Origin of the sequence: Streptomyces sp. NBC_00386 (assembly GCF_036063235.1) — a bacterium.
GTDB lineage: Bacteria > Actinomycetota > Actinomycetes > Streptomycetales > Streptomycetaceae > Streptomyces.
Map to the genome: position 1 here is coordinate 531,858 of NZ_CP107950.1, position 12,082 is coordinate 543,939.

Here is a 12,082-nt window from a genome sequence, read left to right on the forward strand (position 1 = left end):
CGGCATCGTGTCGGCGCGCCCGGACAGCCGTGCGCGGAGCCGTGCCGGCCTCGCTCACCCACCCGGATGGAGTTCGTGCGTCCGGTGAGTGCAAATCCGGCACCGACAACCTCGACACCGTCGACAACGTGTCCGGCAACGACACGGCCAACGGCGGCCCTCATACGGACACCTGCACGACGGACACCGGTGACACCCGCCTCAGCTGTCCCTGAGCCGCACCACGACTCCCTGCTACGGGCCCCGCACGTCGTGCGGGGCCCGTAGCGATGGTCACGGCGTCCCTGAAGGCCCGGGCCACGGCTCGCGCACCGTACTCACAGCTTCTCGACGGCCGTGAGCAGGCGGTCCACGGCCTCGTCGACCGTGGAGCGGGGGCAGCCCAGGTTCACCCGCATGTAGCCGTGGCCATCGGTCCCGAACTTCTGCCCCTTGTCCAGCCACAGCCGGGCCCTGGTGAGCATGAACCTGTCCAGCGATTCGGCGTCCATCCCCAGTCCCCGGCAGTCCATCCACGCCAGATACAGGGAGTCGGCCGGCAGGACCCGCACCTTGGAGGTCGCGGAGTTGACCGCCTGGGCGAAGTGCGCGTGATTGCCGCGCAGGTAGGTGAGCAACTCCTCCAGCCACGGCTCACCGTGCGTGTAGGCCGCCTCGGCCGCGACCATGCCCAGCACGTTGACCAGCGGGAACACGTTGCGGTCGTACTGGCGCTCCAGCTCTGCCCGCAGCCTGGGATCCGGCACGAGGACGTTGGCGCTCTGGAGGCCGGGAAGGTTGAACGTCTTGCTGGGAGAGGTGCAGGTGATGCTGTTGCGTGCGAACTCCTCGCCGAGCGAGGCGAACGGAACGTGTCTGAGGTCCGGGTTGAGGACGAGGTCCTGGTGGACCTCGTCGGAGATGACCAGGACGTCATGCCGGGCGCAGATCTCGCCCATGGTCCGCAGTTCGCCCTCGGTCCACACGTTCCCGGTCGGGTTGTGCGGATGGCTGAGGATGAACAGTCTGGTGTCGGGACGGATGGCGGCCTCGAACACCCGGGCGTCGAACCGGTAACCGTCGTCGGTCCGCTGCAGCGGCGCGAACGCGAGGTGACGGCCGTTCAGCAGGACGTCCTCGTGGAAATGTACGTAGACCGGGGGCTGGATGAGGACCGAGTCACCCGGTGCGGAGAACGCCTGCACGACCGTCTTGAGCGTGGTGATGATTCCGGAGGTCTGCATCACCCACTCCCGGGGGACCTCCCAGCCGAACCGCTTGGCCTGCCAGCCGGTCACGGCGTCGAGGTAGCTGTCGGTCGCGCCCCCGGGATAGCCGAAGACGCCGTGGTCCACGGCCTCGTGGAGCGCGTCGATCACCGCCTGGGGTGCCTTGAAGTCGGTGTCCGCGACCCACATCGGCAGCGGGTCGGCCGCGATCTCGTCGGGCGTCAGGAACTCGTGGGCACTGGCCCACTTCATGGAGTTGCTGTTCCTGCGGTCGACGACGACGTCGAAGATCGATCCTGTACCGGCCCCGGGGGTGCTCCGGGCTGTTCGCTCACGTCCGTACGGGCTGGTGTCAGGTGCCATGGCTGGATGCTAACCAAGGCGAGCGGCTCGTCGGACGACGTGCCACCACCCGCCCCCGCACCCGAACACGGTCGGCGAACCCCGCCGGCACCTCGCCCATACCCGCACGCCGGTCGGCCGGACACGGTCGCGGCCCGCGAAGCCGGAACGGAGGCCACCGCCAGGGTGAAGTCACCGCCAGGTGCGCAGCGCCCGCACCGTGCCGGGACCGGCCTCGCGGCGGCCTCCGGAAGTCACTCGCTCACCGAGTACGAGTGGGCACCCGTTCCGGCCAGCGCGCCGCCGTCGACGATCAGGTATTCGTCGCGGATCGGCCGGCCCGCGAACCAGCACTCCAGGATCTCCCGGGTGCCGGCCGCGTAGCGTGCCTGCGCGGAGAGGGAGGAACCGGAGATGTGCGGGGTCATGCCGTGGTGCGGCATCGTTCGCCAGGGGTGGTCGGCGGGGGCCGGTTGCGGGTACCAGACGTCGCCCGCGTAGCCCGCCAACCGGCCGCCGCGCAGAGCACGGTCGACGGCGTCCCGGTCGACGATCCTCGCCCGGGCGGTGTTGATGAGGTACGCGCCGCGCTTCATCGTGGCCAGCAGATCGTCGCCGAACAGACCCTCGGTCTCCGGGTGGAGCGGTGCGTTGACGGTGACGACGTCGCAGTGGGGCACCATGTCGGCCGCGCTCTCGTGGAAGACCAGGCCCAGTTCCGTCTCCACTTCGCGCGGCAGCCTGTGCCGGTCGGTGTAGTGCAACGTCACGTCGAAGGGCGCGAGACGGCGCAGGACTGCGAGCCCGATACGGCCGGCGGCGACCGTGCCGACATGCATGCCCTCCAGGTCGTACGAGCGGGCCACGCAGTCGGCGATGTTCCAGCCGCCGTCGAGGACGACCTGGTGAGAGGGGAGGTAGTTGCGTACGAGGGACAACGTCGTCATCACCACGTGTTCGGCGACGCTGATGCTGTTGCTGAAAGTCACCTCGGCCACCGTCATGCCGTGGGCGACGGCGGCGTCGAGATCGACGTGGTCGGAGCCGATGCCGGCGGTGACGGCGAGCTTGAGGTTCTTGGCGGCGGCGATGCGCTCCGGGGTGAGGTACGCAGGCCAGAACGGCTGGGAGATCACGACGTCCGCGTCGGCGAGCTCACGGTCGAAGACCGAGCCGTCGCCGTCCTTGTCGGAGGTGACGACGAGGGTGTGGCCGGCCTTCTCCAGGAAGCCGCGCAGGCCTAGTTCACCGGAGACGCTGCCCAGCAGATGACCGGGGATGAAGTCGATCGCCTCGGGGGTCGGAGCGGTCTGGCCACCGGGGTAGCCGGCGATCGCGGGGACGCCGTCGCGGGCGTACTCGGTGGGGTATCCGTCGGTGGGGTCGTCGTACAGGACGCAGAGCACCTTGGCCATGTCCCGGCTCCTCAACTGGCATACAGGAAGGTGAAGTTCACGATCCCTGGCACCGAACGGCCTGGTCAAAGCGATCCTCGCTATACCCGTATAGGTGGCGGCTATCAGGGGTGTTCGCCGAGATAGGTGCGCAGGAGTGCGTCCAGGGCACCCCGCACCCCCGCCTCGCGGGCCACCGCCAGCAGCGCTCCGGCGAGCAGGGACGGTGGTTCGCCGGGCCCGACGACCAGGCCCACGCGCGGGCCGTGCGCGGGACCCTCCAGCGGCACCACCCGCATCCCGTCCGGCACGCCGAACATGTGCAGCCACGCGTGCGAGATCACACTGGACCAGCGTCCGCCGGGCAGGTGCGCGTACAGCCCGGCGACGGTGTCCGACTCGATCGCGGGGGCGGCCTTGGTTCCTTCGGCCGCGAAGCACTCGTCGATGATGCGGCGGTTGCGCATCCGGGACCCGAGCAGACACAGCGGGAGGTTCGCGGCCTGCGCCCAGCGGACGGTGGACAGCCCCGCGACCGGGCTGTCGACGGGAGTGAGCAGGACGTAGCGCTCCTCGTACAGCGGCAGTCGACCCAGGCCGGCCAGTTCCTCGTCGTCGAGATAGGTCATGGCCGCGTCCAGTTCGAACTCCGTCAGACCGTGTCTGATCTCCGCGGAGGACAGGGACTCGATGCTCACCCTGGCGAGCGGATGACTCTCGCAGAACGGGTTCGTCAGCAAAGACGCGGTGGGCAGCGCCGTCGGGATGACGCCCAGCCGCAGGGTGCCCGTCAGCCCGTCCCGCAGGGCCGACAACTCCTGCCGCAGACCGTCACGTTCGGCGAGGATGCGGTGCGCCCACGCGAGCACCACCTCACCCTCCGGGGTGAGGCCCTCATACTTGCGGCCCCGGCGCACGATCGGGACGCCCAGCTCGTGTTCGAGGCGGCGGATCGCGGCGGACAGCGACGGCTGGGAGACGTAGCAGGCCGCCGCCGCGCGGACGAAGTGACGCTCGCGGGCGAGCGCGACCAGGTATTCCAACTGACGCAGCAACATACGCTCCCCCTCAGGGTTCCGGTGCGCCGGCGTACGGCTTCGGGCAGGCCGTGCCCACCGCCGTCCCCGTGCATCACGTAGGGGCGGCGAACCGGCCGTGCCACGAGCCCTTTTGATCTCAGAGGGTGAGGAGCTCTTCGTGGAACCCGCCGAACCGGTGCTCCCGGTCGACGAGATGGATCTCCAGGATCCAGTGGCAGGTGCGGCCGGCCTTGTCGGTGCGGCGCAGCGGGGTGTCGTTGGCGGGGGTGATGTACGACTCCGTGTCGGCGCCGTCGATCACTTCGTGCGGGAACTCCCCGACCAGGTGTCCGGCGTGCCAGCCGCCCAACTCCCATCCGGCCTCTGCGGCCAGCCGCTCCACTTCCGCGTACAGCTGCTTCCCGGTGATGTCGTCGTGCTCGGCGAAGTATCGTCTGCCGGCGGCGAAGATCTTGGGCAGGTCGTCCCGCAGCCGGTGCTTGAGCGGATCGTCGCCGAGCACGAAGGTGCGGCCGAAGTCGGCCTCGTACTCCTCGAAGATCGGCCCGAAGTCGGCGAAGACGATGTCGTCCGCGGCGATGACGCGGTCCGGAGGGTTGTCCCGGTACGGCGCCAGGGTGTTCGGGCCGGAGCGCACGATCCGCTTGTGCCAGTGGCGGGTGGTGCCGAAGAGTTCGTTCGCGAGATCGCGCACTTTGTCGCTGACCGCCCGCTCGCCCTCTCCGGCCGCGACCAGGCCGCGCGCCTCGATCTCGGTGAAGAGCCGCTCAGCCTTGGCCTGGGCGTCCAGCAGTCGTGCCGCACGTGTGGGTTCGTCATCAGCCATACCAGCGAACGTACGTTCTACTGAACTGCGAAGTCAATCACATTGCACCGACGCGGGGCCGGTGTGCGGGGCCGGACGCAGCGGCGAGCGAACGCCCCTCCCAGAAGGCCTTCTCCGCGGCCGATCGGATGACGGGTCGGTGAGGCGTGAGGGGTGATGCCGGTCGCGGGCCTAGCCTGTCGCCGTCCGGTCTTCCTCTGTCTGTCCGGATTTCTCGTAGTGGTCCGGAAGGAGTGTGGGCGTGTCGCTGTCGTCCGGCATCCGTGGCCTCCTGCGGGTTCTGCTCGCTCTGTGCCTGTCGGCGGTTCTGCTCGCCGGCTGCGGGAGCGGAGGCGGCGGGCCGGTGACCCTCAACTGGTACAACTTCCCGGATGATTCCGGTGCGCTGGCCAGTGCGGCGAGCGCCTGTTCCAAGCAGTCCGGTGGGCGCTACCGGATCAGTTACAACAAACTGCCCCGTACGGCGGACGGGCAGCGCCAGCAGTTGGTGCGCCGGCTGGCCGCCAAGGACGACACGGTCGACATCATCGGGCTGGACGTCACCTGGCCAGCCGAGTTCGCGGAAGCCAAGTGGATCCTGCCGTGGACCGGGAGCAACCGCGCCGCGGCCACCCGGGACACCCTGGAGGTCCCGCTGCAGACGGCCACCTGGAAGGGCCGGCTGTACGCCGTCCCGTACAACACGAACACCCAACTGCTCTGGTATCGCAAGGATCTGGTCCCCACGCCGCCCGAGACCTGGGCCGAGATGATCCTGATGGCCGGCCGCCTGGCGAAGCAGGGCAAGCCGCACTACGTGGAGATCCAGGGCGCACAGTACGAAGGACTCACGGTCTGGTTCAACACGCTGGTGGAGAGCTCCGGCGGCTCCATCCTGAACGCGACCGCCACGGCTCCCAGGCTGGGCCCACCCGCCGTACGCGCGGCCTCCGTCATGAAGACCCTGGCCACCTCGGCGGCAGCCGACCCCTCCCTGTCCAATCAGATGGAGGACCAGAACCGGCTGGCCATGGAGTCCGGCAGCGCGGCCTTCGAGATCAACTATCCCTTCGTGTATCCCTCCATGAAGGCCAACAACCCCAAGCTCTTCGAGCAGTTCCGGTGGGCGCCCTACCCCGGGGTCGAAAAGGGCCGGCCGGCCAAGCCCACCATCGGCGGCATCGACCTGGCCATCGGCGCCTACTCCCGCCACTCCGCGTTCGCCTTCGAGGCGGCGCTGTGCCTGCGGAACCGGCAGAACCAGTTGACCGCGGCGCTCGACGGCGGGCTCCCGCCCACGCTCCGCCCGCTCTACTCGGACCCCGCCCTGGTCAAGAACTACCCCTTCGCCTCCACCGTTCTGGCGGCCCTGGAGAACGCCAGCATCCGGCCCAAGACCCCCGCCTACCAGAACGTGTCCATCGCGATCTCGCACACCCTGTCGCCGCCGAACGGGATCGAGCCCAGACCGGACGTGCAGAAGATCAGCGGCCAGATCAAGGACGCCCTCAACTCGAAGGGGCTGATCCCATGACCTCGTCGGCTCCGACCGCCCCCAAGAAGGCAACGGGACCCAAGGACGGCCGCGCTCTGTCCGAAGGGGCCCGGCAGGAGCGCCGGTTGGGCTGGCTGCTGTGCGCACCGGCCGTGATCGTCATGCTCGCCGTCACCGCCTACCCCATCGTCTACGCGATCTACCTCTCACTCCAGCGCTATGACCTGCGCTTCCCGCAACAAGCGGAGTTCGTCGGCCTCAGCAACTACGGCGCCGTGCTGTCCTCGGAGTTCTGGTGGCAGGCTCTGTGGGTGACGGTGTTCATCACCGTGATCTCCGTGCTCGTGGAACTCGTCCTCGGATTCGCCCTGGCGCTGGTGATGCACCGCACCATCTTCGGCCGCGGGACGGTTCGCACCGCCATCCTGATCCCGTACGGCATCGTCACGGTGGTCGCCGCCTACTCCTGGCAGTACGCCTGGACCCCGGAAACCGGCTACCTGGCCGATCTCCTGCCCTCCGGTGACGCTCCCCTCACCGAACAGTGGCCTGCCATCGGCCTGATCATCCTGGCCGAGGTGTGGAAGACCACCCCGTTCATGGCCCTGCTGCTGCTCGCCGGCCTCGCCCTGGTGCCGGAGGAGACGCTGCGCGCGGCCCAGGTGGACGGCGCCGGAGCCTGGCAGCGCTTCTTCCTCGTGACCGTCCCCCTGATGAAGCCGGCCATCCTGGTCGCCCTGCTCTTCCGGACCCTGGACGCCTTCCGGATCTTCGACAACATCTACATCCTCACGTCCGGCGCGCACAACACCGGCTCGGTGTCCATCCTGGGCTACGACAACCTCTTCACCGCGCTCAACCTCGGCATCGGCTCGGCCATCTCCGTACTCATCTTCCTGTGCGTGGCGTTGATCGCCTTCGCCTTCATCAAACTGTTCGGGGCGGCCGCTCCCGGCTCCCAGGAAGGGGGACGCTGATGTCCGCCGCCGGACGACGACGGATGACGGGGTGGGCCCTGGTCAACATCATCGTGATCGTCTATGCCCTGTTCCCGGTCTGCTGGATCATCTCTCTGTCCTTCAAGGCCCCCAGCACCCTCACCGACGGCAGCTTCATCCCGACCAAGTGGACCTGGGAGAACTACCGCGGGATCTTCCAGACCTCCGAGTTCACCCGCGCGCTGATCAATTCCATCGGCATCGCCCTGATCTCCACGGTGATCGCGGTGGTGCTGGGCACCATGGCGGCCTATGCCGTCGCCCGGCTCCGCTTCCCCGGCAAGAGCCTGCTGATCGGCATGTCGCTGCTGATCGCCATGTTCCCGCCCATCTCTCTGGTCTCGCCTCTGTTCAACATCGAGCGGATCATCGGCATCTTCGACACCTGGACCGGTCTGATCATCCCGTACATGACCTTCTCCCTGCCGCTCGCCATCTACACCCTGTCGGCCTTCTTCCGGGAGATCCCCTGGGACTTGGAGAAGGCGGCCAAGGTGGACGGGGCCACCCCGGCGCAGGCGTTCCGGCTGGTGATCGCTCCGCTCGCGGCGCCGGGCGTGTTCACCACCGCGATCCTGGTGTTCATCTTCTGCTGGAACGACTTCCTCTTCGCGATCTCGCTGACCTCGACCTCGGCGGCCCGGACCGTGCCGGCGGCCATCGCCTTCTTCACCGGGAGCAGTCAGTTCGCCCAGCCCACCGGTTCGATCGCCGCCGCCGCCGTGGTGATCACCATCCCCATCATCGTCTTCGTGCTGCTCTTCCAGCGGCGCATCGTGGCCGGGCTCACCTCCGGAGCCGTCAAGGGCTGACCGGCGGCAGCCGTTCGTCAGGACAAGAAGGACCGACCGTGGCAGAGATCGTTCTCGAAGGCATCACCAAGCGCTACCCCGATGGTGCGGTGGCGGTGAAGGACGTCAACCTCACTGTGGGGGACGGCGAGTTCGTCATCCTCGTCGGTCCGTCCGGCTGCGGTAAGTCCACCACCCTCAACATGATCGCCGGGCTGGAGGACATCACCGAGGGCAACCTCCTGATCGACGGACAGGTCGTCAACGACAGAAGCCCGAAGGACCGCGACATCGCCATGGTCTTCCAGAGCTACGCCCTCTACCCGCACATGAGCGTGCGCGACAACATGGGTTTCGCGCTCCGGCTGGCCAAGGTGGACAAGGCGGCCATCCGCGAGAAGGTCGAAGAGGCCGCCCGCATCCTCGACCTGACGGAGCATCTGGACCGCAAGCCCGCCAACCTCTCCGGCGGTCAGCGCCAACGGGTGGCGATGGGACGGGCCATCGTGCGCGACCCGAAGGCGTTCCTGATGGACGAGCCGCTCTCCAACCTGGACGCGAAGCTCCGCGTCCAGATGCGCACCCAGATCTCCCGCCTCCAGCAGCGCCTGGGCAGCACCACGGTCTACGTCACCCATGACCAGACCGAAGCCATGACGCTGGGCGACCGGGTAGTGGTGCTGCGCGGCGGAGTGGTGCAGCAGATCGGTACCCCGCAACACCTCTACGAGCAGCCCAGGAACCTCTTCGTCGCCGGGTTCATCGGTTCGCCCTCGATGAACTTCCTGCACGCCACCGCGGAGGGAGGCCGCCTGCGCACTTCGGTGGGCGACCTCGAACTCGGCGACCGGCTGCGCCGCGCCCTCGAACGGCACGACGCCCCCAGGGACCTGATCGTGGGACTGCGCCCGGAGGCCTTCGAGGACGCCGCCCTGGTGGACCAGGGCAAGGCCGGATCGGGTACGACCTTCGGCGTGGACATCGACGTGATCGAGTCCCTGGGATCCGATGTCTACGCCTACTTCACCGAGGACGAATGGCAGCCCACCGAAACCTCCGAACTCGCCGAGCTCGCGGCCGACTCGGGGATCACCGACACCGGCGCGGGCGGGCACCAGATCGTCGCCCGTCTCAACGCCGCCACGCGGGTGCGCGAGGGCGGCCGGGCCCAACTCTGGGTGGACACCGCTCACATGCACGTCTTCGACCCGGCCTCCGGAGCCAACCTGGCACGGTCCGACGACCCCGTCGACTGACCCCGGCGGGGAGCACGTGTCGGCGCGGTGGGCTTCGGACGGGACTTCCGAAGCCCACCGCGCCGCGAGGGTCAACGCAGCCAGCCGTGGTCGCGGACGATCGGCAGCCTCGCCCAGAGCCTGCCCAGGCCCAGTACGTCACCGGCGGCGACGGCGGCCAGCACGATCAGGGCGACGGCGTAGACGACGTGGTAGTCGACGAACGGGTTCGTCGACATGGTCGGCGAGCCGTCCGCCAGGTGCCTGGCGGGGGGCCATTCGGCGATCCACATCAGCCCCATCATCGCGGTGCCCGCGACGGCGGCGATCCGCAGCGCGACGCCCGCGACCAGAGCGAGGCCGATGGCGAGCAGGCCGAGCATGAAAAGCCAGTCGGCCCAGGTGTCCCCCGCCCAGGAGTGGAAGGTGGACTTCATCGGTCCCGCCGCGACGGAGCCGAGGAAGCCCTTGGTCGGCGATCCGCCGTCGGTCCACCCCTTGCCGGACGGGGTGGCGTAGCCGAGGCCGAAGGTCTTGTCGAGGAAGGCCCACAGGAAGACGAACCCGGTGAGCAGACGCAGGGTAGCGAGCGCGTAGGCCCGCGCGGTGCTCGTGTCGGTGCCTGCCGACACGGCCGACCCGGAGGCGGGGGTGGTCCGGGTCCCGCGGGACGACGGCAGGTGGAAGCCGGAGCTACGGCGGGGCTGCTCGTGCACGGCCATGGTGATGGTTCCCTTCGGGGCAGCGGGTTCGTTGTCTGACGTCGCCCACTCTCGTCCCGGACGCCGGGCGGTGCCGGATGCCGAAGGTCTGCGGCCGTTGGGCTGAACGGCCCTGTTTTCAGGGCCTGTTGGGCACTGCCTGACACAGCGGGCGGCCGGGCCAGAGGCGTTGGGATCGGCGCGTCGCCCATCGGTGGACCAGAGGCCGGACGATGGAAGGCGGCACAGGGGCAGGTGCCCTCGGACGGTCCCGGAACTCCGGCGCGGCACAACTCCGGACCCCGAGCGGGGAACCGATCGGGGACAAGGCACACTCTGCGAGGTGTAGTCCCTTTTCACCGGAGGATGGCCCACCCATGATCACGCTCACCAAGGAAGACGGACCCGCCGACCTGGACGGAGTGACTCGCCTGTCCATCGGGGTGTCCTGGGACGCCACGGCAGGCAGCAGCGGAGGAGTCGTGGGAATGCTCCGCCGCAAGAGCGGCACCGACCTGGATCTGATCGCCGTCGCCATGCACGGCCCGGACCCGGTACGCCTGGCCGGCCTCGATTCACTCGACCCCATGGGCAACGGCTCCCTAATACACAGCGGCGACAACCAGACCGGGCACGGCGACGGCGACGACGAAACCGTCTCGGTGGAGTTCGCACGCGTCCCCGCGCACATCACGTCCATCGTGTTCGTCGCCGCCGCCTTCAAGAAGGGAAGCTCCTTCCAGAAGGCACGCAACATCAGTTTCAAGGTCTACGACGCGACCGGCGGCAGCACCCAGCAGGTCGCGGACGTCTGGCCCAGCCTGCTCACCCAGGACAACGCCTGCGCCGTGGCCAAGGCCGTGCGGGTCGACGGTGCCTGGAAGCTCGAAGTGATCAACGTGACGGGAAAGATCAAGCAGGGTGACGAAAGCGCCCTGATGCGCTTCGCGTTGAGCAAGTAGGCCTCTCACCGAGGCCGGTACCGTACGGGCGCTCGCGTCCACACCGAAGGGTCCGCGTTGTCGGCTGAGGCCGGCCGAAGAACTCGTCTTCGGCCATGACGTGCAGGTGAACCCCGGTCCGTGACGGCACGGACCGGGGTTGCGGAAGCCTGTTCCGGACGCGAGCAGGCGCTCACCGCGTCCGGATCGGAACCGGCCCGCGCCTCGGCCGAGTCGTGGGGAGGGCACCCGGCTTCACCCGGCGGTCCGCAGCCGTCCCTGGGCGGTGGGCGGGACGGGGACCGGTCCGCGGGGAGTGGGGCCGGTGGGTCTCCCGAGGCGTACCGGGACCCCGGGCGAGTACAGGACGCTGACCGGTGGATCGTCGGGTGCCGGGATTCCGGCGGCCGCGAGAAGGTTCTCCTCGCAGGAGACCAGCTCCGCGTGGTGGAGCGGCCAGCGCGGGTGCTCGTTGGCGACGTAGCCCGTTCCGCCGGAGAAGGCGTTGTGCATGCCCCATCGGGCCGTGAGGAAATGCTCCAGCTCGGTGGGCTCCGCGATGGGCCGGCCGACTCTCACGGCGATCCGGCTGTACGCCCGGGAGGTGCCGGGCCGGTGCCGGGAACTCCTGTACGTGACCATGTCGCCGTCGGCCCGTACCCGCATACGGGACCAGAGGTACGGGAGCCGGAAACCGAGGCGTCCGATGATCACCGGCACGAGCCGCGAGGCGTCCATGGACCTGAAGACGACTCCTCGGCGTCCGTACTCGTCGACCGAGTAGAGGCGCACGTTGGTCTCCGGGAAGGAGCCGAGATACGGCACCCCGGGAAGGCCGAGCCACCCCACTTTGTCCATCCGGAACGCGACAAGGCCCACGTAGGTGACGCCGTCGCGCGTGTCGGGAACGAGTCCGTGCGGCAGCAGCGGCGCGACGGCCTCGGGATCGACGGCCCAGTGGAGGAACGCGAGGTCGAGCCATCGCTGGGTGAGGAGCGGGTCGCGCACGGCGACCGGCGCCTCGGGCGTGACGGGGATGGGCTGCACCCCACAAGCGTGCCAGACCGCGATTCGGGGCGGCCGTCCCGGGGCGGCGGCGGTGCGCGAGGCTTCTCCGGAGCCGTGTGCGCAG

Annotated in this window: 11 protein-coding genes; 5 read left to right on the forward strand and 6 right to left on the reverse strand. The window is 68.9% G+C overall.

Annotated elements, in window-relative coordinates:
* Nucleotides 1-317: 317 nt before the first annotated feature.
* From OG780_RS02005 to OG780_RS02020, 4 genes are all read right to left on the reverse strand, one after another.
* Nucleotides 318-1,571 carry a MalY/PatB family protein gene (locus tag OG780_RS02005; protein ID WP_328444001.1) on the reverse strand — a complete coding sequence of 418 codons (1,254 nt, stop codon included), beginning with the start codon at nucleotides 1,569-1,571 and terminating at the stop codon, nucleotides 318-320.
* A 233-nt stretch (nucleotides 1,572-1,804) separates the two neighbouring features.
* A complete protein-coding gene (locus OG780_RS02010; protein WP_328444003.1) occupies nucleotides 1,805-2,965 on the reverse strand; it encodes an NAD-dependent formate dehydrogenase in 1,161 nt (386 codons plus the stop codon).
* Between the two features lie 104 nt (nucleotides 2,966-3,069).
* Nucleotides 3,070-4,002 carry a LysR family transcriptional regulator gene (locus OG780_RS02015; RefSeq protein ID WP_328444005.1) on the reverse strand — a complete coding sequence of 311 codons (933 nt, stop codon included), beginning with the start codon at nucleotides 4,000-4,002 and terminating at the stop codon, nucleotides 3,070-3,072.
* Nucleotides 4,003-4,120: 118 nt separating this feature from the next.
* On the reverse strand, nucleotides 4,121-4,810 hold the full coding sequence (locus OG780_RS02020) for a M24 family metallopeptidase (RefSeq protein WP_328444007.1): 690 nt from the start codon (nucleotides 4,808-4,810) through the stop codon (nucleotides 4,121-4,123).
* A gap of 241 nt (nucleotides 4,811-5,051) precedes the next feature.
* Between OG780_RS02020 and OG780_RS02025 the strand changes: the two genes are divergently transcribed.
* Genes OG780_RS02025 through OG780_RS02040 form a run of 4 tightly spaced genes read left to right on the forward strand, consistent with a single transcriptional unit; the run spans nucleotide 5,052 to nucleotide 9,329 of the window.
* Nucleotides 5,052-6,323: an ABC transporter substrate-binding protein gene (locus OG780_RS02025; protein WP_328444009.1), complete on the forward strand. Its 1,272-nt coding sequence runs from the start codon at nucleotides 5,052-5,054 to the stop codon at nucleotides 6,321-6,323.
* On the forward strand, nucleotides 6,320-7,261 hold the full coding sequence (locus tag OG780_RS02030) for a carbohydrate ABC transporter permease (protein WP_328444011.1): 942 nt from the start codon (nucleotides 6,320-6,322) through the stop codon (nucleotides 7,259-7,261). Before OG780_RS02025 ends, OG780_RS02030 begins: the two co-directional genes overlap by 4 nt.
* Nucleotides 7,261-8,094, forward strand: a complete 834-nt coding sequence (locus OG780_RS02035) for a carbohydrate ABC transporter permease (RefSeq protein ID WP_328444013.1) — start codon at nucleotides 7,261-7,263, stop codon at nucleotides 8,092-8,094. Before OG780_RS02030 ends, OG780_RS02035 begins: the two co-directional genes overlap by 1 nt.
* Before the next feature lie 38 nt (nucleotides 8,095-8,132).
* The gene (locus OG780_RS02040) at nucleotides 8,133-9,329 is read left to right on the forward strand and encodes an ABC transporter ATP-binding protein (protein ID WP_328444016.1); all 1,197 of its coding nucleotides are present in this window, start codon (nucleotides 8,133-8,135) and stop codon (nucleotides 9,327-9,329) included.
* Nucleotides 9,330-9,400: 71 nt separating this feature from the next.
* On the opposite strand, the gene OG780_RS02045 is transcribed toward OG780_RS02040, so the two are convergent.
* Entirely contained in the window at nucleotides 9,401-10,030 is a 630-nt protein-coding gene (locus OG780_RS02045) for a hypothetical protein (RefSeq protein ID WP_328444018.1), read from the reverse strand.
* Nucleotides 10,031-10,386: 356 nt separating this feature from the next.
* On the opposite strand from OG780_RS02045, the gene OG780_RS02050 reads away from it, so the two are divergent.
* The gene (locus tag OG780_RS02050; protein ID WP_326783243.1) at nucleotides 10,387-10,971 is read left to right on the forward strand and encodes a TerD family protein; all 585 of its coding nucleotides are present in this window, start codon (nucleotides 10,387-10,389) and stop codon (nucleotides 10,969-10,971) included.
* A gap of 234 nt (nucleotides 10,972-11,205) precedes the next feature.
* Here the strand turns inward: OG780_RS02050 and OG780_RS02055 are convergent, their stop codons facing one another.
* The gene (locus OG780_RS02055; protein ID WP_328444021.1) at nucleotides 11,206-11,997 is read right to left on the reverse strand and encodes a YqjF family protein; all 792 of its coding nucleotides are present in this window, start codon (nucleotides 11,995-11,997) and stop codon (nucleotides 11,206-11,208) included.
* Nucleotides 11,998-12,082 lie beyond the last annotated feature (85 nt).